The sequence below is a fragment of the Pseudomonas sp. MEJ108 genome (genome assembly GCF_030208985.1).
Lineage (GTDB): Bacteria > Pseudomonadota > Gammaproteobacteria > Pseudomonadales > Pseudomonadaceae > Aquipseudomonas > Aquipseudomonas fragariae.
Window position 1 is genome coordinate 57,118 of sequence record NZ_JARVSW010000011.1, and the last position, 23,562, is coordinate 80,679.

Sequence of the window (23,562 nt, forward strand, 5' to 3'; positions counted from 1 at the left end):
AGCGAAGCTAAGGGTTTGATTTATGATGGTGAATTATTAAGTCAATGAAAAACATCGTTTTTTTTAGCTGGTGAAAAAATCGTCAGTTTGAGCGCAGGCCCCATGCTGCTTGCGTTTGCGCAAGTTAAAGGGGGGTTGTCCACTGAGTTATCCACAGCTTCTGTGGATTGTCCCGAGGAAAATGTCCCCCTAATAGGGGCTGTGCGCTGCGCTGAAAACGCGTACAATCCGTTCCCCCGATTTATGCCCGCCTGTTGATTTCGTCTCGCCCGAGACGGTGTTTCTGCTGCACTATCCGCACGCCCTACCCAAACTGCCGCTGGCCGTTATTATTCAGCCCGCATGGAGTCTTTATGGCACTGGACCTGAACAGCCTGTTACTGGGGCTCGCCGCAGCAGCGCTGCCCTTGCTGGCTCTGCTCTGGCATCTGCAGCGCCGTCTGGCCGCTCGTCAGGCCGAGAGCGCACTGCTCGATGAGCGTCTGAGCATGGCGCAAATGGCGCAGGAAGGTCTCAATGCCCAGCTGGACGCGTGCCGAGACGAGGTCAGCGACCTCAGTCAGGCCAATGCGGCCAAGCAGGCTGATCTTGCAGCGTTGCGCCGCGAGGTCGAGTTACTGCGCCAGGAAAGCGATAACGCACGCGAAACGGCACAGGACTGGAATCATGAGCGTGCCGCCAGAGAGGCAGAGTTGCGTCGCCTTGATGCGCAGTGTGCAGCGCTTAACGCTGAGCTGCGCGAACAGCAGGATGGCCATCAGCAGCGCCTGAACGATCTGCAGGGTTCCCGGGATGAGCTGCGCGCGCAGTTCGCTGAATTGGCGGGCAAGATTTTCGATGAGCGCGAGCAGCGCTTCGCCGAAACCAGCCAGCAGCAGTTGGGCCAATTGCTCACGCCGCTCAAGGAGCGTATCCAGTCGTTCGAAAAGCGTGTCGAGGAAAGTTACCAGAACGAAGCGCGCGAACGCTTTTCCCTGGCCAAGGAGCTGGAGCGTCTGCAGCAGTTGAATCAGCGTTTGAGTGATGAGGCGACCAACCTGACACGCGCCTTGAAGGGGCAGAAGACCCAGGGCAACTGGGGCGAGCTGATCCTGGAGCGTGTGCTCGAGCATGCCGGGCTTGAAAAGGGTCGTGAGTATCAGACGCAAATCAGCCTCAAGGGGCCGGACGGCGAACGCTTTCAGCCTGACGTGTTGATCATGTTGCCGGGTGACAAACAGGTGGTGGTCGACGCCAAGGTCAGCCTGACGGCCTACCAGCAATATGTGTCTGCCGATGATGAGGTCATTGGCCAGGCTGCGCTGAAGCAGCACGTACTGTCGTTGCGTAACCATGTCAAAGGCTTGTCGGGCAAGGATTACAAGCGTCTCGAGGGGCTGCACAGTCTGGATTTCGTTCTGCTTTTCGTGCCTATCGAGGCCGCCTTTTCCGCCGCCCTGCAGGCCGAGCCGAATTTGTTTCAGGAAGCCTTCGACCGCAACATCGTGATTGTCAGCCCTACGACCCTGCTGGCCACCTTGCGGGTGATTGACAGCCTGTGGAAGCAGGAGCGACAGAGCCAGAACGCCCGTGAGATCGCCGAGCGGGCAGGCTGGCTGTACGACAAGTTCGTGTTGTTCATTCAGGATCTGGATGAGGTCGGCAACCGCCTGCAACAGCTGGACAAGGCCTATTCGGCGGCGCGCAATAAACTGACGGAAGGGCGCGGCAACCTGATCAGCCGCAGTGAACAGCTCAAACTGCTGGGCGCGCGCGCGAGCAAGAGTCTGCCTGCCGATTTGCTGGAGCGGGCGATGAGCGATAATGATGGCCTGATCAGCCCGCCTGACTGAGCCGTACGACTGCTCGGCGTAATGTTCAGTAACAGGCCGTCCGTCGCAAAGACTAGAAGCTACGCTGCACAAATGTCACATTGACTCCATCGGGGAAATTGTTTCCCGTTGCACTCGGCTAACAGTTCATTTGCTTCTATGATCTCTAGTGAGTGATGAGTACGGATCGACTGCCGAGTATTTCCCTCAAGGGGGCTCTATGAATAGCAAACTGCAAGAATGGCTCCACGATGTAGGCGTTGCATTGGGTTTGATAGAACGCCCAAAACTGCAACCCATTCCGGTTCGTGCCGATGATGATCGTCGCCGTCAACGCCGGTAAGCTTCTCGCCTGACCCTGGCCACAGGGTAATGCGAATGTCGAGTTTCGTCGGGGCGCGCAGGGCGTCCCGATACAAGGGCTGGCGTTCAATGCTGGTGTCCTGTCTCTTCCCCCGGCTTTGCCGATCCCTTTTTCGCCTCCTGCAATAAAAAAATCAGCTCGATGATCCTGTGCAGCGCAAACTGCTCTGGTCTGGCGATTGCCTGTCTCCTGATGGCTTCAGGGAGGGTGAAATCGAAGGCTTCCTCCAGCGCGAGGAAAAACAGCTCGATATCATCGTCATCAAGGGTCAGATCGACGAAGGTGGCGTCATCCTGAATGGCGCTCTTGTCCACTAGAATGATGCCTAGGGCGTCGAACACCTTTTGCCTGATCTCTTCGCGATTCATGAAAGCCCCTGATGTGGATCTTGTCAGATACAGCAGGCGTACTTCATTTCTCCAGCCCAGACCCATGAGGCTAGCTCAAATCGCCCTTGCAGCTGTGGATTGCCGCGCCGTTGCGGTGCTGATTTGTTTAAAATGCACGGCTGTTCGACAGGCGGTTTGCGGCAACGCTGATTCGTCGCGCAGCGCAGCCTTTTTGACCATGTGAGATTGACCGAGTACCCATCGATGTCCCGTGCCCGTTGTGAACGTTGCCTGCGTCCTGCCACGCATTGTCTGTGCGCCCTGATTCCGCAGCTGGACAGCCGCACGCGGGTGTTGATCCTGCAGCATCCGGATGAAGTCGGTCATGCCTTGAACACCGCCCGACTGGCCTCGCTCGGTCTGGTCAATGCGCAATTGTTGGTGGGCGAAGTGTTCGACGATCTGCAAGCGCTTTTGAATCCGCCTGGCTATCAAGCGCGATTGCTGTTTCCGGGGGAGACTGCGCAGACGCTGACTTCTTATGCACAGGATTCGCTGCCCATGCTGCTGGTCGTGCCGGATGGCACCTGGCGCAAGGCGCGCAAATTGCTGCACCTCAACCCTTTGCTCGCCGAGCTGCCAAGGGTGACGCCGGGCGCCGCGCCTGTTTCGCGTTATCGCTTGCGCAAGGCGCCGGGCCCTGAGGCCTTGTCGACGCTCGAGGCCATCGTGCACACCTTGCAGACGCTGGAAGCACCTGCCTCGTTCGAGGCGTTGCTCAAGCCGTTCGATGCGTTGATCGAAGGTCAGATTCAGGCCATGGGCCGTGAGACCTACCAGCGCAACCACGGCGGCCAGGGGTAAGGAACACAATTCGCGCCGTTAACTGCATCCAGCTGTAACTGTTGCTTTGCCGATCAGCGCCTAGAATGGGTGTTCTGTTCTATCTCTTGCGGAAGTTGCAATGCACATTTCGTCTGGTCGTTGGGTCTATGGCCTCTGCCTGTCACTGTTGACCGCACTGCTGTGGGGCATTTTGCCGATCAAGCTCAAGCAGGTGCTGCAGGTGATGGATCCGGTGACCGTGACCTGGTTTCGCCTGGCGGTATCCGGTGCGCTGTTGTTCATCTGGCTGGCGTCGGTCGGGCGCCTGCCCAGCTTCAAAATGCTGGGGCGCAAGGGCAGGGTGCTGGTCGGGCTGGCGGTGTTCGGTCTGGTCGGCAACTATGTGTTGTACCTCATCGGCTTGCGCCTGCTGAGCCCGGGCACCACGCAATTGCTGGTTCAGGTCGGTCCGATTTTTCTGCTGATCAGCAGCATCTTTCTGTTCAAGGAGCGTTTCAGTCTGGGGCAGGGCATCGGCCTGATGGTACTGCTGGTGGGCTTCGGGTTCTTTTTCAATCAGCGTCTGGTGGAGCTTTTCACCTCGTTGGGCGACTACACCCTGGGTGTGCTGGTGGTGCTCCTGGCCTCGACCATCTGGACGTTCTACGGGCTGAGTCAGAAGCAGCTTCTGACAGTATGGAATTCGCTGCAGGTGATGATGGTCATCTACCTGTTTTGCGCCCTGTTGCTGACGCCGTGGGCGCATCCTGCCGAGGCATTGCTGTTGAGCCCGTTGCAAGGCTGGCTGCTGCTGGCCTGCTGCCTGAACACGCTGGTGGCCTACGGCGCCTTTGCCGAGGCGCTGGCGCACTGGGAGGCCTCGCGGGTCAGTGCGACGCTTGCGCTGACGCCATTGGTGACGCTGACCGCCGTGGCTGTGGCCGCGTGGCTGTGGCCGGATTACGTGCAGGCTGAAGAGTTGAACATGCTGGGTTACGGCGGTGCGCTGCTGGTGGTGGCCGGGTCGGCGCTGACTGCGCTTGGCCCTTCACTGGTCGCCGGCCTCAGGGCACGCAAGGCCCGGCTGGCGCAGGCCTGAGGTGCGGGTGGCGGGGCAGATCAGCGTCTGCCCAGCCCCTGCGCCTGAATAATCCATTCCTGGCGCTGCTGTTCGCTGGCGCTGTGTACCGGAGCAAACTCGGTCAGACGTTTGGTCTTTATCCCGCAAAAGCCGAGTATGGTCCTTACCATCTGGCGGTGAGCCGGCGCGCCGTAGATCCAGTGAAAGTAGCGCGGCGGCGTGTCCATGGCGACCAGCAGCTCAGCTGTCCGGCCGCGAAGCAGTTCATTGGATGAGTGCTTGCGGCCGTGGACCTTGAACGCAAAACCGGGCGTCAACACCCGGTCGAAAAAGCCCGTCAACAACGCCGGCAAGCCGCCCCACCAGACCGGATAAACGAAGACCAGGTGCTCGGCCCAGTGAATCTGGCGCTGGGCTTCGAGCAGGTCGGGCTCAAGTGTCTGAGTCTGATCGTAGCCGTTATGCAGAATCGGATCGAAGTCCAGTTCGCCCAGCTTGATGACCCGCACCACATGCCCTTCGCCACGCGCCGTTTACGCGTAGGCGTCACCCAGGGCGTGGCAGAAACTGATGGCCTTCGGCGTGCCGTAGACCATCAGGATTCGTTTGCCATTGCCTTCCAGTGGCGTTGCGCCGCTTCTGGCATCAGCCATTACTGCCTGCCTCGAGCATTTTGTCCGGCCGCACCCAGGCATCGAACTCTTCATCGGTCAGGTAACCCAGCGCCAATGCCGCTTCGCGCAGGGTCAGACCTTCGGTGTAGGCTTTCTTGGCAATCTGCGCCGACTTGTCATAGCCGATATGCGGATTGAGTGCGGTGACCAGCATCAGGCCGCGCTCCAGGTGTTCGGCCATTTTTTCGCCATCCGGCTCCATGCCCGCGATGCAGTGCTCGTTGAAATTGCTGCAGCCGTCGGCCAGCAGGCGAATCGACTGCAGAACGTTATGGATGATCACCGGCTTGTACACGTTCAGTTGCAGGTGGCCCTGACTGGCGGCGAAACCGATGGTCACGTCGTTGCCCATGACCTGGCAGGCGAGCATCGACAAGGCCTCGCACTGGGTCGGGTTGACCTTGCCGGGCATGATCGAACTGCCGGGCTCGTTGGCAGGCAGTCTGACTTCTGCCAGACCGGCACGCGGGCCTGAGCCCAGCAGACGCAGGTCGTTAGCAATCTTCATCAGTGTGCCGGCCAGCGTCTTCAGTGCGCCGGACAGCGCTGCAAGTGGCTCGTGACCGGCCAGCGCGGCGAACTTGTTGGGTGCGGTAACGAATGGCAGGCCTGAGAGAGCGGCCAGTTCTGCGGCAATGGCCTCGGCAAAGCCCTTGGGCGCATTGAGCCCGGTGCCGACTGCCGTCCCGCCCTGAGCCAGCTCATAGACGGCGGGCAGGGCGGCGCGAATGGCTTTTTCCGCGTAATCGAGTTGCGCGACAAACCCGGACAGCTCCTGGCCGAAGGTGATCGGCGTCGCGTCCATCATGTGTGTGCGCCCGGTCTTGACCAGCTTCATGTGCCGCGCGGCCTGTTCAGCCAGCCCGCTGGACAGTTCGGCGATGGCCGGCAGCAGCTGCGCCTTGACCGCCTGGGCAGTGGCAATGTGCATGGCCGTCGGGAAGCAGTCGTTGGAGCTTTGCGAGCGATTGACATGATCGTTGGGGTGAACCGGCGACTTGCCGCCACGCCCCTGGCCAGCCAGTTCGTTGGCGCGGCCTGCGATCACCTCGTTGACGTTCATGTTGCTCTGCGTGCCACTGCCGGTCTGCCAGACCACCAGCGGAAATTGCGCGTCATGTTGACCGTCGAGCACTTCGTCGGCGGCCTGTTCGATCAGGCGGGCGATGTCGGCAGGCAAGTCGCCATTTCGATCGTTGACCCGTGCGGCAGCTTTCTTGATCAGGGTCAGTGCGTGCAGGACGGGCAGCGGCATTCGCTGGTTGCCAATCGCAAAATTGATCAGTGAGCGTTGGGTCTGCGCGCCCCAGTAGGCATCTTCGGGGACTTCGATCGGGCCAATGCTATCGGTTTCGGTGCGGCTCACTGGTCTTACTCCTTTAAGTGCGTTGCAGGGTTAGGTGTCCATATGCCCACAGGGTTCCCGCGCAGTGCTTTTTAACCGCTGGGTGAACCGGGGGTTGAGCCAAAAGCCCAGATAAGCGCAGAATGGTCGGCCCTGGGGTAATGCCTCGTTTGCTAGATAAGGAAACTCGATGACCCGTCTTCGTGCCATTTGTACCGCGGTAGCCCTGGTCTGTGCCAGCGGCCAGGTCTTCGCCGACACCGCCAGTCACAACGCGAGCGCCGAAACGTTCCTGAAGCTTGCCAACGCCGATCGCCTGGGCGCTCCGGTCTACGCTCAGGTTCAGCAGATGTTCGCTCAGCGTTTTGCTGAAACCAAGGCACCTGCGTCGAAAAAAGCCCTGCTTGAAACCTATCAGGCCAAGGCCAACACCGCTCTGGACCAAGCCATTGGCTGGAACAAGCTCAAGCCCGAGATGGTCAAGCTGTACACCGCCAACTTCACCGAAAGCGAGCTGAAGGATCTGGTCGCGTTCTACCAGTCGCCACTGGGCAAGAAAGTGATGACCAAGATGCCTGAGCTGGCTCAGCAGTCGGCCCAGCTGACCCAGAGCAAGCTGGAAAGCGCTGTTCCGGTGGTCAACAAGTTGCTGGCTGACATGACTGCCGAACTGGAACCTGCCAAGGCAGCTGCTCCGGCTCCGGCCAAAAAGCCCTGACAGGCGATTTCCATCATGACCATGCAACAACGAATCGAGTCGGCGCTTGCGCTGCTGCAACCGCACCACCTGCAAGTACTCGATGAGAGTCATATGCACAGTCGTGGTCAGCAGACCCATTACAAGGCGGTTCTGGTCAGTGACCAGTTTCAGGGCCTGAACTCGGTCAAGCGGCACCAGAAGGTTTACGCCACGCTGGGCCCGCTCATGGGCGAGTTTCATGCACTGGCGTTGCACACCTACACGTCTGAAGAATGGTCGAAGGTCGGTACAGCGCCTGCTTCACCGACCTGCGCCGGCGGGCATTGATCAGGGCTTTTTACTGATCCGGCCCCCTTGCCGGGGGCGATTGCCCCGCCGAGCTGTCTGCTGCACTCCGGTTTTTGCTAGAATCCGCACCGCGCCGCCTGGCCGGTGCGCTTTTTTGGTCCGCATTTTTTTACCCGGTAGGCCCTTTGCGAGGGTCGCCACTGGAGAGATACATGACTCAAGAGCCGATGACTCAGCCGATCGTCGTGGCTGCGCTGTACAAGTTCGTCACCCTCAGCGATTACGTGGAACTGCGCGAGCCGCTGTTGCAGGCGATGGTCGACAACGGCATCAAGGGCACGCTGTTGATTGCCGACGAGGGCATCAACGGTACGGTGTCCGGCAGTCGCGAAGGCATCGATGGCCTGATGGCGTGGTTGAAGAGCGACCCGCGCCTGATCGATATCGACCATAAGGAATCCTACTGCGACGAGCAGCCGTTCTATCGCACCAAGGTCAAGCTCAAGAAAGAGATCGTGACCCTTGGCGTCGAAGGCGTCGACCCGAACAAGAGCGTCGGTACGTACGTCGAGCCCAAGGACTGGAACGACCTGATCAGCGATCCTGAAGTGCTGCTGATCGATACCCGCAACGATTACGAAGTGTCGATCGGCACCTTCGAGGGCGCCATCGATCCGAAGACCACGTCGTTTCGAGAGTTTCCGGAATACATCAAGGCGCATTTCGACCCGGCAGTGCACAAGAAAGTCGCCATGTTCTGCACCGGTGGCATCCGTTGCGAAAAAGCCTCGAGCTACATGCTCGGCGAGGGCTTCGAAGAGGTCTATCACCTCAAGGGCGGCATTCTCAAGTATCTGGAAGAAGTCCCCGAGCAGGAAAGTCACTGGCGCGGCGAGTGTTTCGTGTTCGACAATCGGGTCACGGTGCGCCACGACCTGACCGAAGGCGATTATGATCAGTGTCACGCTTGCCGCACGCCCATCAGTGCCGAGGACCGCGCCAGCGAGCATTACTCGCCTGGCGTCAGTTGCCCGCATTGCTGGGATTCGCTGAGCGAGAAGACGCGTCGCAGCGCCATCGACCGGCAAAAGCAGATCGAACTGGCCAAGGCACGTAATCAGCCGCATCCGATCGGTCGCAACTATCGTTTACCCTCCGAGGCCTGAGCCATGTCTGCCCGCCTGATCTATGTCATGGACCCGATGTGCTCCTGGTGCTGGGGCTTTGCTCCGGTTGCCGACGCGCTGGTGCAACAGGCTCGGGCGGCGGGCGTGCCGCTGCATCTGGTCATGGGCGGTCTGCGCTCTGAAGGTGCTGCGCTGGAGCCTGCCAAGCGTCGTTACATTCTTGAGCACTGGCAGGCGGTCGAAGAGGCTACCGGCCAGCCGTTTCTTCGCGAAGGGGCGCTGCCGGAAGGGTTTGTCTACGACACTACGCCTGCCTGCCTTGCCGTCACTGCGGCACGGCAGCTGGACCCGGACCGCGCCTGGGAACTGGTCGGGCTCATCCAGCGGGCGTTCTACAACGAGGCCCGTGACGTGACGCGTCCGTCGGTGCTGGCTGAGCTCGCGGAGCAGACAGGGCTGTCGCGTCAGGCATTTGCCGATGAGTTCGAAAGTCCGCAGCGCCAGGCGGCCACCGCCGCCGATTTCGCCTGGGCACAGGATCTGGGGATTGCCGGCTTCCCGACCCTGCTGGCAGAGCGCAACGGTCAGCTGGCGCTGCTGACCAACGGTTATCAGCCATTGAGCAGCCTTTCGCCCTTGCTGGGTCGATGGCTGGAGCGTGCAGCCAGTGCATGATGAAGTGCCTGAGGCTGCCCGACAGCCGCACGCCACACGCAGCGACGCATTGAGCTGGGCCGAGATCCGTCGTCTTGCCTTGCGGCATAAAAAATCCTTGTGGCTGGCCAACGGTGTCGCGGTGCTGGCCACGCTGTGCAGTGTGCCTATCCCGTTGCTGCTGCCGTTGCTGGTCGACGAGGTGTTGCTGGGCCGTGGCGATGCTGCGCTCAAGGTCATGGATCACCTGCTACCTGGCAACTGGCAAAAGGCAGCGGGCTACATTGGCCTGATGCTGTCGTTGACGCTGGTGCTGCGGGTCGGGGCGCTGGTGTTCAATGTGTTGCAGGCGCGGCTGTTCGCCGGGCTGGCCAAGGACATCGTCTATCGTATCCGGCTGCGGCTGATCGAGCGGCTCAAGCGCATTTCCCTGCGTGAATACGAAAGCCTGGGCAGCGGTACGGTGACCACGCATCTGGTGACCGATCTGGATACGCTGGACAAGTTCGTCGGTGAAACCCTCAGCCGCCTGCTGGTGGCCACGCTGACCCTGGCCGGCACTGCAGGCATTCTGATGTGGATGCACTGGAAACTGGCGCTGCTGATCATGCTGTTCAACCCGCTGGTCATCCTGCTCACGGTGAAACTGGGCAAGCGCGTCAAGCACCTCAAGAAGCTGGAGAACGACAGTACGTCGCGGTTTACCCAGGCACTGAGCGAAACGCTGGATGCGATTCAGGAAGTCCGGGCCGGGAACAGACAAGGCTTCTTTCTGGGACGCCTGGGCGTACGCGCGCAGGAAGTGCGTGACTACGCAATCAATTCACAGTGGAAAAGCGACGCCTCGGGCCGTGCCAGCGGGCTGCTGTTCCAGTTCGGTATCGATATCTTTCGCGCCGCGGCAATGCTTACCGTGCTGTTCTCAGACCTGTCCATCGGGCAGATGCTCGCGGTGTTCAGTTACCTGTGGTTCATGATGACGCCGGTTGAGCAACTGCTGAACCTGCAATACGCCTACTACGCGGCAGGCGGGGCGCTGACGCGCATCAACGAGTTGCTGGCGCGCGCCGACGAGCCGCAATATGCCGGCGGCACCGACCCGTTCGAGGGCAAGGAAACCGTAGGGGTCGAGGTCCGTGGCCTGACCTTTGGCTATGGCGAAGACCTGGTGCTGGACCAGTTGAACCTGAACATCGCGCCGGGAGAAAAAGTCGCCATCGTCGGTGCCAGCGGGGGTGGCAAGAGCACCTTGGTGCAGTTGCTGCTGGGACTCTATACGGCGCGCACCGGCGTGATCCGTTTTGGCGGCGTCAGCCAGCAGGATATCGGCCTGGAGACCGTGCGCGAGAACGTCGCCGTGGTACTGCAGCATCCGGCCCTGTTCAACGACACCGTACGCGCCAACCTGACCATGGGCCGCGACTGCAGCGATGAAGCCTGCTGGCGTGCACTGGAAGTTGCGCAACTCGATTCCGCGATCCGCGATCTGCCACAGGGTCTGGACAGCGTGGTCGGACGCTCCGGAGTCAGAATGTCGGGTGGCCAGCGCCAGCGCATGGCAATCGCGCGCATGGTCCTGTCCGACCCCAAGGTGGTGATCCTCGATGAGGCCACCTCGGCGCTGGACGCTGCCACCGAGTACAACCTGCATCAGGCACTCGCACGTTTTCTGCGCAGCCGCACGACGTTGATCATTGCCCACCGCCTGTCGGCCGTGAAGCAGGCTGACCGGGTACTGGTATTTGATGGCGGGCGTATTGCGGAGGACGGTGACCATCAGCAGTTGATTGCCGATGGAGGTCTGTACGCAAAACTGTACGGACATTTACAACAAATCTGATGTGCCAAGCCTTGATCAGCGCACAGGTTGGCTCGATTGCGGGAGATTCACCTGCCATCATGGGCGAATTTAGCCTAGTCTCTGCGCTAGACGTTTATTCAGGCATGTGGTGACGTGAAACCCATGAAGCAACCATGGACCTTCTCCAAGCCCCGTCTGTTGGGCATCGTATGGCCTTTCATTGCCGTCGCGCTGTTTCAGGCGTTGCTGGGATGCGTCAGTCTCTACACCATGTCTGCCGTGCGCAGCTATGTGGCGGGGGAGAGTCTCTGGTCCAAGGGGCAGAAGGACGCTATCCACTACCTGAGCCTGTACGCCAACCGGCATGATGAGCGTGACTACCTCAAGTATCAAAAAGCCTTTTCCGTACCTCAGGGCGGCCATGCGCTGCGCAAGGCGCTCGATCAGCCCATCCCGTCCCTGGCGGATGCCAGAGGCGGAATCATTCAGGGCGGCAATCACCCGGATGATGTGAATGGCATCATCTGGATGTACCTGAACTTCCACAACTTCAGTTTCATGAAACAGGCCATTCATTTCTGGGAAGTGGGTGATGGCTACCTCATGCAGCTCGACGAACTTGCCCGGCACATCCACGACCGGGTCGGTCAGGGTGCTGTGAGCGCCGCCGAGGTCGATCAATGGCGCGAGCAGATCAATGTCATCAATGAGGGCGTCACGCCTGCTGCGCGTGCGTTCAGTGATGCGCTGGGCGAAGGCTCAAGGCTGATCCTCAACCTGTTGATAGCGGTCAATCTGATCACCGCCGTGGTATTGATTCTTCTGGCACTGCTGCGGGTGCGCCGTCTGATCGTCCAGCGCCGCGTGTTTGCCGACGCCCTGCAACTGGAGAAGGAGCGGGCGCAGATCACGCTGGAGTCCATCGGCGACGGGGTGATCACCATCGATGTGGCCGGCGCCATCGTCTACATGAACCCGGCCGCCGAGGGCCTCACCCACTGGAAAGGCACTCAGGCCAGCGGGCTTCCGCTGGCTGCGCTGTTCAATCTGCTGGATGAAAACGATCAGAAGGACCAGTCAACGCTGGTCGAGCAGATCATCACCGGCAAGCTCAAGGGTGGCAGCGCCAACAGCAAGCTGATCCAGCGCCTTGATGGCAGCACGGTGTCGGTCGCGCTGGTCGGCACGCCGATCTACACCGAAGGCGTGATCAGTGGCGCGGTGCTGGTGCTGCATGACATGACCCAGGAGCAGCAGTACATCGCCGATCTGTCGTGGCAGGCTGCCCATGATCCTCTGACCGGCCTGGTCAACCGCAGCGAGTTCGAACGCCGTTTGCAGCGAGTGCTCGACGAAGACTGCGGTCAGGGCCGGAGCCATTGCCTGATGTTTCTCGATCTGGACCAGTTCAAGCTGGTCAATGATACCGGTGGTCATGCGGCGGGTGATGAACTGCTGCGCCAGCTGTGCCGGGCCTTGCCGCAGGGCTTGCGTGACGGGGATACGCTGGCCCGGCTGGGAGGCGACGAGTTCGGTGTGTTGCTGGTCGATTGTCCTGCCGAAACGGCGCTCGATATGGCCGAGGCGTTGCGCGAAGTGGTGCAGCGTCTGCATTTCATGTGGAAAGGTCGGCCATTCATGACTACCGTCAGTATTGGCTTGGTACACCTCGGCGATACACCTGCGTCTCTGGAAGGATCATTGTCTGCTGCAGACATGGCCTGTTATATGGCCAAGGAAAGAGGTCGCAACCGAGTCCAGGCCTACAGTGTGGATGACCTGACGCTGTCGATGCGTTTCGGCGAGATGGCCTGGATACAGCGGCTGCACATGGCAATGGACGAGAATCGCTTTTGCCTTTATGCGCAGGAAATCGCCTCAATAAAGGGCGAAGTGGGCGAAGTACGACACATTGAGATCCTCTTGCGCCTGCGCGACGAGTCTGGACGAATGGTCGTACCGGACAATTTCATTCCGGCCGCCGAACGCTACGGCCTCATGACCACCCTCGATCGCTGGGTGGTGCACAATGTGTTCAAAGTCATTGCCCAGTGCCAGAGTGATGATCGGCATCAGGTGCCGCAGGCACTATGTGCTATAAATTTGTCTGGATCGAGTATCGGGGATGATACGTTCCTCGAATACCTGAAACAGCAGTTCAAGACGTTTGACGTATCGCCCGGGATGATCTGCTTCGAGATCACCGAGACCAGTGCGATTGCCGACCTGCAAAGTGCGATCAGATTCATTAACGAGTTGAAGGCATTGGGGTGTCAGTTTTCCCTTGATGATTTCTGCTCGGGTATGTCGTCTTTTGCCTATCTCAAGCACTTGCCGGTGGATTTCCTGAAGATCGATGGCAGTTTTGTAAAGGACATGCTCGACAACCCGATCAACAAGGCTATGGTCGAGGTGATCAATAATATCGGTCATGTCATGGGCAAGCGCACTATTGCTGAATACGTTGAAACGCCGCAGATCGAATCTGCGTTGCAGGAAATGGGCGTGGATTTTGCACAAGGCTATCTGATTTCCCGCCCTGAATTGTTCACTTGCGAGAGTCTTTATATTCAGCCCGTACGGCCTGACCCCCTGATGTTCGGCGCGCCAGGAACGCTACGTTAATCAGTTGAAACCCTCATAAGGAGATACCCCAGTGATCGATGCTTTCGATAGAACCGGTCCGCTCATGGAAGCCAGCAGTTATCCGGCCTGGGCGCAGCAGTTGATCAAGGATTGCAGCGCTGCAAAAGCACGGGTGGTCGAGCACGAGTTGTACCAGCAGATGCGTGACGCGACGCTGAGTCCGCAGATCATGCGCCACTACCTGATCGGCGGATGGCCAGTCGTCGAACAATTCGCGGTGTACATGGCCAAGAACCTCACCAAGACCCGTTTCGGTCGTCACCCGGGTGAAGACATGGCGCGCCGCTGGCTGATGCGCAATATTCGCGTCGAACTCAATCATGCCGACTACTGGGTCAACTGGTGTGCGGCGCATGATGTGACGCTTGAGGACTTGCACGATCAGCGGGTAGCGCCCGAGTTGCACGCGCTGAGCCACTGGTGCTGGCAGACCAGCTCGTCGGATTCGCTGGCCGTGGCGATGGCGGCTACCAACTACGCTATTGAAGGGGCGACGGGCGAATGGTCGGCCGTGGTCTGTTCCACTGGTGCGTATGCTGAAGCGTTTCCTGAAGAGACCCGCAAGAAGGCCATGAAGTGGCTCAAGATGCATGCGCAATACGACGACGCTCACCCTTGGGAGGCGCTCGAGATCATTTGTACATTGGTGGGCAACAAGCCGAGTGTGCAATTGCAGACCGAGCTGCGTCAGGCCGTTACCAAAAGCTACGACTACATGTACCTGTTTCTTGAGCGTTGCATGCAACTGGACAGGGTCAAGCCGCGAGGACGTGTTGCCGCGCTGGAGGCGTAGGGGCGGGCGAAAAGGCGGGAGAGAGGGCTAGCTGGCCATGGCGATACGGTTACGGCCTTCGCGTTTGGCGACGTACAGCGCATTATCGGCACGGCGCAGCAGGCTGTCGGCTGTTTCCGTCGGCAGCAGTGTCGAGCAACCCAGGCTCACGGTCATGGTCAACGCCGGGCTGAGTTCGCGAAACTCGAGATTGCGCACCGCCTGGCACAGACGCTGACCAATCAGTTCGGCAGAGTCGGCGCCGGTGTTGGACAGAATCACCACGAACTCTTCACCGCCATAGCGGAACACCCGATCAATATTGCGCAGTTGCGCCTTCAGGCTCTGCGCAACGGTTTTCAGCACATCGTCGCCGGTATGATGACCGTATTCATCATTCACTTTCTTGAAGTGGTCGATATCCAGCATCAGCAGTGACAGCGGTTGCTTGTGGCGCCGTGAAATTTCGATTTCTCGGGCCAGGCCCTGATCCATGGCGATGCGGTTGCCAGTGCTGGTCAGCGGATCACGCAGGGCAGTTTGCGTGGCAATGCGGTACAGCAGCGCATTCAGCAGCGGGTACACCAGGCAGACCAGCAGCGATTCAAGGTCGCTCAATTGCCGCGTGTCGAATGGCCTGGCGCCTTGAAACTCCAGTTCGCCGATGCATTTGCCTTCATGACGCAGGTGAAAACTGGCGCTGTCGGATGACATCTCGCCCAGACGCAGCTGCAAGTCGCTTTCGATATGTCGATACATCAGACCGCTCAATGGCAGGAAGCGTTGTACACCCTGAAAAAACAGGGTCAGTATCCGCTCGGCTTCCAGACTGGTCTGCAATTGTCGCCCAAGCTGGTAGATCAGCTCGGGCAGTGACGGGGGTGGAAGCACGGCGTCAGGTCGATTTCTAAACCCGAGGCGTTGCAGTTCAGCCGTATCGAAGTCGATTGCATGGGTCTGGGTAGGAAAATTCATCTCTTCGCTCCTCAGCACATATTGCTGGCTTGGCTGGGTTAGAGGGGACGTGGTGCCATTCGGTTCATTTTTGGCCAGACTTATTAAAATCAGTGGTTTAGCTGACGCCATCTCTCTGACAGTGGCGAAAAATCGGCAATTCCTTGACTTAAAAAGCCGTTTTGAACGGCCGTTGTGACGGTTTTTCGTCACAGCAGCCTGTCCCTGTCACTGGGCATTCAATGCCTGCCCATTGATGCCTTTGCTGTCCGGCCCCATCAGGTACAGATAGACCGGCATGATCTCTTCAGGCGCCGGATTGTCCTGCGGATTTTCATCCGGATAGGCCTGCGCGCGCATGCCTGTGCGGGTTGCGCCAGGGTTGATGCTGTTGGCGCGGACCGTGCTGACGCCCTCCAGCTCGTCAGCGAGGGTTTGCATCAGGCCTTCGGTGGCAAACTTCGACACGCCGTAAGCGCCCCATTGTGCGCGCCCCTTGCGACCTACGCTGCTGGAGGTGAAGGCTATCGACGCATCCGCCGAACGCTGAAGCAGCGGCAGCAGTGCCTGGGTGAGCATGAAGGTGGCGTTGACGTTGACGTGCATGACCTGCATGAAGTCTTCGCCGGGCAGGTGTTCCACCGAGGTACGCGGGCCGATGATCGAGGCGTTATGCAGCAGCCCGTCTAGACGGCCGACTGTGCGCTCGATCATGGCCGCCAGCGCGTGGTACTGCGCCGGGTCGGCGCTTTGCAGATCGAAGGGTATGACCAGTGGCGGCAACTGACCTGCTGCCTTTATCTCGTCATGAACCTGAGCCAGGCTGGCGTCGGTCCTGCCCAGCAGCAAGACGGTGGCGCCATGTGCTGCGTAGGCTTTGGCGGCTGCGGCACCGATGCCGCGAGCGGCACCGGTGACCAGAATGATCCGGCCCTTGAGCAGTTCCGGGTGCGCGGAGTAATCAAACATGTAAAGCCTCGTTTAGCAGCTGCACAGTGCGTTATCCAGCACCTTGCGCAATTCCAGCGGATGATCGACCACCACGTCGGCACCCCAGTGATCGGGATTGTCGTCGGGATGGATGTAGCCGTAGCGCACGGCGGCGGTTTTTGTGCCGGCGTCGCGCCCGGACTCGATGTCGCGCAGATCGTCGCCTACGAACAGAACGCTGGCCGGGTCCAGGTCGAGCATCCGGCAGGCCAGGATCATCGGTTCCGGGTGTGGCTTGCTGTGTGTGACGTGATCAGGGCAGATCAGCAGCGCCGAGCGTTCCGCCAGGCCGAGCCGCTCCATGATGGGCTGAGCGAAGCGCACCGGCTTGTTGGTCACCACCCCCCAGATCAGGCCGGCCTTCTCGATGTCGGCGAGCAATTCGTCCATGCCGTCGAACAGTTTGCTATGGACAGCGCAGTCACGCTGATAGCGTTCCAGAAACTCCAGACGCAACGCCTCGAATTGTGGATCTCCGGGGGAGATCGCAAAGGTGGCCGCGACCATGGCTCTGGCGCCGCCGGAAACTTCGTCGCGGATCAGTTTGTCCGGCACCGCCGGCAGGTTGCGATCGGCAAGCATCGCCTGGGCAATGGCGATGAAGTCCGGTGCGGTGTCGAGCAGAGTGCCGTCCATGTCGAATAAAACCGCTCTCAGGCGCATCTGTCATGCCTCCCGAAGGGTCTGGATCATGTAGTTGACGCCGACATCGGAGGTCAACTTGTAATGCTTGGTCAGCGGGTTGTAGGTCAGGCCGATGACGTCCTTGACCTGCAGGCCGGCGTCACGGCTCCAGGCGCCCAGCTCGGAAGGGCGGATGAATTTCTTGAAGTCGTGGGTGCCGCGCGGCAGCAGGTTGAGGATGTATTCGGCGCCGACCACAGCGAACAGATAGGCTTTCGGATTACGGTTGATGGTCGAGAAGAATACCTGACCGCCAGGCTTGACCATGCGGTAGCAGGCGCGGATCACCGAGGATGGGTCCGGCACGTGCTCGAGCATTTCCAGGCAAGTCACCACATCGTACTGCTCGGGCATTTCTTCGGCCATGTCCTCGGCAGTGATCTGCCGGTACTCGACGCTGACACCCGATTCGAGCTGGTGCAGCTGTGCGACTGCCAGCGGCGCTTCGCCCATGTCGATGCCGGTCACCGTTGCGCCGCGCAGGGCCATCGCCTCGCTGAGGATGCCGCCGCCGCAACCGACGTCCAGCACTTTCTTGCCCGCCAGACCGACGCGCTCGTCGATCCAGTTGACGCGCAGCGGGTTGATGTCATGCAGCGGCTTGAATTCGCTTTCGCGGTCCCACCAGCGATGGGCCAGGGCCTCGAATTTGGCGATTTCTGCGCGGTCGACGTTGCTCATGGGTGTCCCTCTTGAACTCAAAATTCTTTTTCGTCAGTCAGGCTTATAGATAAGCCTGACTGACATGTGTTCGGTCCGAATCGAATTATTCGGCTTTACCGGAAATACGCTGGCCCCACGCAATCGCGGTGTCGCGCAGTGCGGGCTCATCCATGCGGGTCAGCCGGCGAGCGTCGAGCAATTGCTTGCCGGCCACCCAGACATGACTCACGCAATCGCGGCCAGTGGCATATATAAGCTGCGACACCGGGTCGTAAATCGGTTGCTGGGCCAAGCCCGACAGGTCGAAAGCGACCATGTCCGCCGCCTTGCCGATCTCCAGCGAGCCGGTTTCGGCCTGAATACCCAGGGCGCGAGCGCCATTGAGCGTTGCCATGCGCAGCGCGCGGTGTGCATCCAGCGCCGTGGCCGAGCCGGCGACAGCCTTGGCCAGCAAGGCGGCGGTGCGGGTTTCGCCGAGCAGGTCCAGGTCATTGTTGCTGGCGGCACCGTCGGTGCCTACCGCAACGTTCACACCCGCCTGCCACAGTCGTTCGACCGGGCAGAAACCGCTGGCCAGTTTGAGATTGGATTCCGGGCAATGAATGACGTTGGTGTTGCTTTCCACCAGCAGGGCCAGATCGTCGTCGCTGATCTGCGTCATGTGCACGGCCTGGAAGCGCGGCCCGAGCATGCCCAGCCGGTTGAGGCGGGCGAGGGGGCGCTCCTGGCGCTGCTCGACAGCCTGCTCGACTTCAAATGCGGTCTCGTGCACGTGCATCTGGATCGTGGCGTCCAGCTCGTCGGCGATCACCCGGACCTTCTCCAGGTTCTCATCGCTCACGGTATAGGGCGCATGCGGGCCGAAGGCGATCTTGATGCGAGGATGGTGAACGAGGTCGTTGAACAGTTCGATGCCGTTGTGCAGGGCTTCAGCCGTGGTGTGGGCACCTGGAATCGGAAAATCCAGCACCGGGACGGTGATCTGCGCGCGCATGCCGCTGGCATGGACGCGTTCGGCGGCCACCTTGGGGTAGAAATACATGTCGGAAAAACACGTGATGCCGCCCTTGAGCTGCTCGGCGATGGCCAGATCGGTGCCGTCACGCACGAAGTCTTCATCGACCCACTTGCCTTCGGCAGGCCAGATGTGGTCCTGCAGCCAGGTCATCAGCGGCAGATCGTCGGCCAGCCCGCGAAACAGGGTCATCGCCGCATGGCCGTGGGCGTTGATCAGGCCGGGGCTGAGCAGCATGCCGGGCAGTTCCTGCACCTGCACGGCGTTCTGCCGCAGCGCTTCGGCACGTGGACCGATATAGACGATACAGCCATCGCGAATGCCGATGCCGTGGTCCTTGAGCACGACGCCTGCGGGCTCGACCGGCACCAGCCAGGCGGGCAGGAGCAAAAGGTCGAGCGGTGCTGTAGCGTTCGGCATGAGAAGGTTTCCATCGTTTATTACGTTGATGACGAAGTATACCCGAGCGTCTTCGCAGGCGGCTCGCTATAATCAGCGGCTTTTGATGCTGGGTTTCGGATGTTCAAGATGGAGTTGGCGATGCGCGATCGACTGTTGGCTGCGGAGAAAGTTAAGGCCATCGATTGGCGGGACGACGCTCTGTACCTGCTGGACCAGCGGGTACTGCCGTTCGAGGAAGTCTGGCACCGCTATACCACCGCCGAGGGAGTCGCCGAAGCGATTCGCACGATGGTCGTGCGCGGGGCGCCAGCTATCGGCATCAGTGCCGCTTATGGTGCTGTGCTGGCCGCACGTGCGCGTATCGCGCAGGGTGCAGACTGGTATCCGGCGCTGGAAGAGGACATGCAGTTGCTGGCCGATTCGCGCCCGACCGCAGTGAACCTGTTCTGGGCGCTGAACCGGATGCGTGATCGGCTGATGCGCGTCAAGGATGGCGATGACCCACTGGCAGCCCTCGAGGCCGAAGCCGTGGCGATTCACCTGAGCGACCGCGAGGCCAATCTGACCATGGCGCAGCTGGGCGCCGACCTGATCCGCAAGCACCAGGGCAATCTGCAGACGGTGCTCACCCACTGCAATACCGGGGCGCTGGCCACTGGGGGCTTTGGCACGGCGCTGGGGGTGATTCGCGCGGCGCATCTGGAAGGCATGATCGAGCGGGTCTACGCCGACGAAACCCGGCCTTGGCTGCAGGGCTCGCGTCTGACCGCCTGGGAGCTGGCCAACGAGGGCATCCCGGTGACCCTGAACGCAGATTCCGCCGCGGCGCACCTGATGCGTACCAAGGGCATCACCTGGGTCATCGTCGGTGCCGACCGCATCACCGCCAACGGTGATGTGGCGAACAAGATCGGTACCTATCAGCTCGCCGTTGCCGCCATGCACCACGGGGTGCGCTTCATGGTGGTCGCGCCGAGTTCGACCATCGACATGGAAATGGCCAGTGGCGACGACATCGTCATCGAAGAGCGTGACGGTCGCGAACTGCTTGAAGTAGGCGGTCAGCGAGTCGGCGCCGAGGTCGAGGCTTTCAACCCGGTGTTCGATGTGACGCCGGCAGACCTGATCGACGCCATCGTGACTGAAAAGGGCATTGTCGAGCGTCCCGATACCGCGCGCATGGCTCAATTGATGAGCCGTAAACACCTTCACTGAGGCTGACAGGCCCGACCCTTCGCCGTTGTGCAATGCGGCTGGACGGGCCTGTAAGCGTTTCTCAGGCGTGTTATGCGTCTGCGGCTCGCTTTCAGCGCCTGCAAAGGATGTGAGCGCCTCGGCGATTGTGGTAATATCCGGCGGTTATCGGGGACACTGATTGTGGTCGCCCACGCTGCGTAGATTCATGGCATAACTCGTTGATTTGTCGTAAGTCGCTGCCCCGCACATGCTGGCAGCGGCGAGCTTCGTATACCCCGAATGGGTTTGCGAGGTTTCACCAGAAAAAGGAATCAGGCTTCTCATGGGCGAACTGGCCAAAGAAATCCTCCCGGTCAATATCGAAGACGAGCTGAAGCAGTCCTACCTCGACTACGCGATGAGCGTAATCGTCGGTCGCGCACTGCCCGATGCACGCGACGGCTTGAAGCCCGTGCACCGGCGCGTGTTGTTCGCAATGAGCGAGCTGGGTAACGACTGGAACAAGCCGTACAAGAAATCCGCCCGTGTGGTTGGTGACGTGATCGGTAAGTATCACCCGCACGGCGACACCGCCGTGTACGACACCATCGTTCGTATGGCTCAGCCATTCTCGCTGCGCTACCTGCTGGTAGACGGTCAGGGCAACTTCGGTTCGGTCGACGGCGACAACGCCGCCGCCATGCGATACACCGAAGTGCGCATGACCAAGCTGGCGCACGAGCTGCTGGCCGACCTGCACAAGGAAACCGTGGACTGGGTGCCGAACTACGACGGCACCGAGATGATCCCGGCGGTCATGCCGACCCGTATTCCCAATCTGCTGGTCAACGGTTCCAGCGGTATCGCCGTGGGCATGGCGACCAACATTCCGCCGCACAACCTCGGTGAAGTCATCGACGGTTGCCTGGCGCTGATCGACAACCCCGAGTTGACGGTCGACGAGTTGATGCAATACATCCCCGGCCCGGATTTCCCGACTGCGGCAATCATCAACGGTCGCGCCGGCATCATCGAAGCCTATCGCACGGGCCGCGGACGCATTTACATGCGTGCCCGCTCCATCGTCGAAGACATCGACAAGGTTGGCGGTCGCCAGCAGATCGTCATCACCGAGTTGCCTTACCAGCTGAACAAGGCACGTCTGATCGAGAAGATCGCCGAGCTGGTCAAGGAAAAGAAACTCGAAGGCATCACCGAGCTGCGCGACGAGTCCGACAAGGACGGTATGCGCGTGGTCATCGAGCTACGTCGTGGCGAAGTGCCTGAGGTCATCCTCAACAACCTTTATGCCCAGACCCAGCTGCAAAGCGTTTTCGGTATCAACATCGTTGCCCTGATCGACGGTCGTCCGCGCATCCTGAACCTCAAGGACCTGCTGGAAGCCTTCGTTCGTCATCGCCGCGAAGTGGTGACCCGCCGTACCGTGTTCGAACTGCGCAAGGCGCGCGAGCGTGGCCATATCCTTGAGGGTCAGGCTGTTGCGCTGTCCAACATCGACCCGGTCATCGCCCTCATCAAGGCCTCTCCGACACCTGCCGAAGCCAAGGAAGCGCTGATCAAGACGCCTTGGGAGTCGAGCGCAGTGGTCGAGATGGTCGAGCGTGCCGGTGCCGATTCGTGCCGCCCCGAGAACCTCGATCCGCAATACGGTCTGCGTGAAGGCAAATATTTCCTGTCGCCGGAACAGGCTCAGGCCATTCTGGAATTGCGTCTGCACCGCCTGACCGGTCTGGAGCACGAGAAGCTGCTGGGCGAGTACCAGGAAATCCTCAACCAGATCGGCGAGCTGATCCGCATCCTCAACAGCGCAACGCGCCTGATGGAAGTGATCCGCGAAGAACTGGAACTGATCCGCTCCGAATACGGCGATGCCCGTCGCACCGAAATTCTCGATGCGCGCCTGGACCTGACGCTGGGTGACCTGATCACCGAAGAAGAGCGTGTGGTCACCATTTCCCACGGCGGTTATGCCAAGACTCAGCCATTGGCGGTCTATCAGGCTCAGCGCCGCGGCGGCAAGGGCAAGTCGGCCACCGGCATCAAGGATGAGGACTACATCGCTCACCTGCTGGTCGCCAACAGCCACACCACGCTGCTGATGTTCTCCAGCAAGGGCAAGGTCTACTGGCTCAAGACCTACGAGATTCCGGAAGCGTCCCGCGCTGCTCGTGGTCGTCCGCTGGTCAACCTGTTGCCGTTGAGCGACGGCGAATACATCACCACCATGCTGCCGGTCGACCTCGAAGCCATGCGCAAGCGTGCCGATGAAGAAGGCGAGGCCCTGGAAGGCGAGCTGGACGACGCGGAAAACAGCAGCGAGACCGAAGAAGAGCGCAAGGCCCGTATCAAGGCTGCAGACAAGAAGAAGGCGCCGTTCATCTTCATGTCCACCGCCAACGGTACCGTCAAGAAGACCCCGCTGGTTGCATTCAGCCGTCAGCGCAGCTCGGGCCTCATCGCCCTTGAACTGGACGAGGGCGACATCCTGATCTCTGCAGCCATTACCGATGGCGAGCAGGAAATCATGCTGTTCTCCGACGGTGGCAAGGTGACCCGCTTCAAGGAATCCGACGTACGCGCCATGGGCCGTACCGCTCGCGGTGTTCGTGGTATGCGTCTGCCAGAAGGGCAAAAGCTGATTTCGATGCTGATCCCGGAAGAAGGCAGCCAGATTCTGACCGCTTCCGAGCGCGGCTACGGCAAGCGTACGGCGATTTCCGAGTTCCCCGAGTACAAGCGTGGTGGTCAGGGTGTTATCGCCATGGTCAGCAACGAGCGTAACGGCCGTCTGGTCGGCGCGGTTCAGGTGCTTGATGGCGAAGAAATCATGCTGATTTCCGACCAGGGCACGCTGGTTCGTACCCGCGTTGGTGAAGTGTCCAGTCTGGGTCGTAACACCCAGGGCGTTACCCTGATCAAGCTGGCCAGCGACGAGAAGCTGGTTGGTCTGGAGCGTGTTCAGGAGCCGTCGGAAGTCGAAGGCGAAGAGCTTGAGGGTGAGCTTGTCGACGGCGTGATCGTCGATGCCGCTGAAGTGGACGATGCCGGTGAAGACCTGCAGGCGGATGCTGCGTCAGACGAAGACGAACCACAGAACTAAGCGCTAACGTAAATCAGGTAAGGGCTGGCTCGTCTGTGCATGCATCTGCATTCCAGGCAAGTCCAGCCCTTGCGGCATTCGGCCAGCCCGGCGGCCGGATCAAGATTCCCGCAAGGAGCTGCCAGTCGCTGCGGCGTCTG

The 23,562-nt window shown here is 60.2% G+C and carries 20 protein-coding genes and 1 pseudogene; 13 read left to right on the forward strand and 8 right to left on the reverse strand.

Annotated elements, in window-relative coordinates; all coding sequences use genetic code 11:
* Window positions 1–467: 467 nt before the first annotated feature.
* Window positions 468–1,832, forward strand: a complete 1,365-nt coding sequence (locus QRN50_RS05860; RefSeq protein WP_177411183.1) for a DNA recombination protein RmuC — start codon at window positions 468–470, stop codon at window positions 1,830–1,832.
* 199 nt (window positions 1,833–2,031) lie between these two features.
* Window positions 2,032–2,154 carry a PA1414 family protein gene (locus QRN50_RS05865; RefSeq protein WP_003418154.1) on the forward strand — a complete coding sequence of 41 codons (123 nt, stop codon included), beginning with the start codon at window positions 2,032–2,034 and terminating at the stop codon, window positions 2,152–2,154.
* An 86-nt stretch (window positions 2,155–2,240) separates the two neighbouring features.
* Here QRN50_RS05865 and QRN50_RS05870 read toward each other — a convergent pair whose 3' ends face one another.
* Complete coding sequence (locus QRN50_RS05870; RefSeq protein WP_024640840.1) at window positions 2,241–2,543, reverse strand: hypothetical protein; 303 nt, start codon at window positions 2,541–2,543, stop codon at window positions 2,241–2,243.
* A 225-nt stretch (window positions 2,544–2,768) separates the two neighbouring features.
* On the opposite strand from QRN50_RS05870, the gene QRN50_RS05875 reads away from it, so the two are divergent.
* A complete protein-coding gene (locus QRN50_RS05875; RefSeq protein ID WP_096127227.1) occupies window positions 2,769–3,368 on the forward strand; it encodes a tRNA-uridine aminocarboxypropyltransferase in 600 nt (199 codons plus the stop codon).
* Window positions 3,369–3,468: 100 nt separating this feature from the next.
* The gene (locus QRN50_RS05880; RefSeq protein ID WP_096127228.1) at window positions 3,469–4,428 is read left to right on the forward strand and encodes a DMT family transporter; all 960 of its coding nucleotides are present in this window, start codon (window positions 3,469–3,471) and stop codon (window positions 4,426–4,428) included.
* A 20-nt stretch (window positions 4,429–4,448) separates the two neighbouring features.
* Here QRN50_RS05880 and QRN50_RS05885 read toward each other — a convergent pair.
* Window positions 4,449–5,063, reverse strand: a pseudogene (locus QRN50_RS05885) (NAD(P)H-dependent oxidoreductase).
* Window positions 5,056–6,450: a class II fumarate hydratase gene (locus tag QRN50_RS05890; RefSeq protein WP_096127229.1), complete on the reverse strand. Its 1,395-nt coding sequence runs from the start codon at window positions 6,448–6,450 to the stop codon at window positions 5,056–5,058. Before QRN50_RS05890 ends, QRN50_RS05885 begins: the two are co-directional and overlap by 8 nt.
* A gap of 169 nt (window positions 6,451–6,619) precedes the next feature.
* On the opposite strand from QRN50_RS05890, the gene QRN50_RS05895 reads away from it, so the two are divergent.
* The 7 genes from QRN50_RS05895 (at window position 6,620) to QRN50_RS05925 (ending at window position 14,438) form a co-directional block, all read left to right on the forward strand.
* A complete protein-coding gene (locus QRN50_RS05895; protein WP_003314637.1) occupies window positions 6,620–7,147 on the forward strand; it encodes a DUF2059 domain-containing protein in 528 nt (175 codons plus the stop codon).
* Between the two features lie 15 nt (window positions 7,148–7,162).
* Window positions 7,163–7,456, forward strand: coding sequence for a BolA family protein (locus tag QRN50_RS05900; RefSeq protein ID WP_096127230.1), 294 nt, complete (start codon window positions 7,163–7,165; stop codon window positions 7,454–7,456).
* Window positions 7,457–7,644: 188 nt separating this feature from the next.
* The gene (gene trhO, locus QRN50_RS05905) at window positions 7,645–8,583 is read left to right on the forward strand and encodes an oxygen-dependent tRNA uridine(34) hydroxylase TrhO (protein ID WP_032607335.1); all 939 of its coding nucleotides are present in this window, start codon (window positions 7,645–7,647) and stop codon (window positions 8,581–8,583) included.
* 3 nt (window positions 8,584–8,586) lie between these two features.
* Entirely contained in the window at window positions 8,587–9,219 is a 633-nt protein-coding gene (locus tag QRN50_RS05910) for a DsbA family protein (RefSeq protein ID WP_003404247.1), read from the forward strand.
* Window positions 9,212–11,038: an ABC transporter ATP-binding protein gene (locus tag QRN50_RS05915; RefSeq protein WP_011268570.1), complete on the forward strand. Its 1,827-nt coding sequence runs from the start codon at window positions 9,212–9,214 to the stop codon at window positions 11,036–11,038. Before QRN50_RS05910 ends, QRN50_RS05915 begins: the two co-directional genes overlap by 8 nt.
* Before the next feature lie 123 nt (window positions 11,039–11,161).
* Window positions 11,162–13,624: an EAL domain-containing protein gene (locus QRN50_RS05920; RefSeq protein ID WP_011268569.1), complete on the forward strand. Its 2,463-nt coding sequence runs from the start codon at window positions 11,162–11,164 to the stop codon at window positions 13,622–13,624.
* A gap of 31 nt (window positions 13,625–13,655) precedes the next feature.
* The gene (locus QRN50_RS05925; protein ID WP_024652842.1) at window positions 13,656–14,438 is read left to right on the forward strand and encodes an iron-containing redox enzyme family protein; all 783 of its coding nucleotides are present in this window, start codon (window positions 13,656–13,658) and stop codon (window positions 14,436–14,438) included.
* A gap of 27 nt (window positions 14,439–14,465) precedes the next feature.
* Here QRN50_RS05925 and QRN50_RS05930 read toward each other — a convergent pair whose 3' ends face one another.
* The 5 genes from QRN50_RS05930 to QRN50_RS05950 all read right to left on the reverse strand — a co-directional run bounded on the left by QRN50_RS05930 (window position 14,466) and on the right by QRN50_RS05950 (window position 19,143).
* Complete coding sequence (locus QRN50_RS05930; protein ID WP_024638880.1) at window positions 14,466–15,392, reverse strand: GGDEF domain-containing protein; 927 nt, start codon at window positions 15,390–15,392, stop codon at window positions 14,466–14,468.
* Between the two features lie 207 nt (window positions 15,393–15,599).
* Window positions 15,600–16,340: a YciK family oxidoreductase gene (locus QRN50_RS05935; protein WP_024652843.1), complete on the reverse strand. Its 741-nt coding sequence runs from the start codon at window positions 16,338–16,340 to the stop codon at window positions 15,600–15,602.
* A 12-nt stretch (window positions 16,341–16,352) separates the two neighbouring features.
* Window positions 16,353–17,024 (reverse strand): N-acetylmuramic acid 6-phosphate phosphatase MupP, encoded by a 672-nt coding sequence (gene mupP / locus QRN50_RS05940; RefSeq protein ID WP_024640835.1) that lies wholly within the window; start codon window positions 17,022–17,024, stop codon window positions 16,353–16,355.
* A 3-nt stretch (window positions 17,025–17,027) separates the two neighbouring features.
* Complete coding sequence (gene ubiG / locus QRN50_RS05945; RefSeq protein ID WP_003369710.1) at window positions 17,028–17,726, reverse strand: bifunctional 2-polyprenyl-6-hydroxyphenol methylase/3-demethylubiquinol 3-O-methyltransferase UbiG; 699 nt, start codon at window positions 17,724–17,726, stop codon at window positions 17,028–17,030.
* Window positions 17,727–17,811: 85 nt separating this feature from the next.
* On the reverse strand, window positions 17,812–19,143 hold the full coding sequence (locus QRN50_RS05950; RefSeq protein ID WP_024638883.1) for a TRZ/ATZ family hydrolase: 1,332 nt from the start codon (window positions 19,141–19,143) through the stop codon (window positions 17,812–17,814).
* A gap of 120 nt (window positions 19,144–19,263) precedes the next feature.
* Between QRN50_RS05950 and mtnA the strand changes: the two genes are divergently transcribed.
* Both mtnA and gyrA read left to right on the forward strand, forming a co-directional pair.
* Window positions 19,264–20,340 carry an S-methyl-5-thioribose-1-phosphate isomerase gene (mtnA, locus tag QRN50_RS05955; protein ID WP_003404235.1) on the forward strand — a complete coding sequence of 359 codons (1,077 nt, stop codon included), beginning with the start codon at window positions 19,264–19,266 and terminating at the stop codon, window positions 20,338–20,340.
* 304 nt (window positions 20,341–20,644) lie between these two features.
* A complete protein-coding gene (gyrA, locus tag QRN50_RS05960) occupies window positions 20,645–23,422 on the forward strand; it encodes a DNA gyrase subunit A (protein ID WP_003314654.1) in 2,778 nt (925 codons plus the stop codon).
* Window positions 23,423–23,562: the final 140 nt, after the last annotated feature.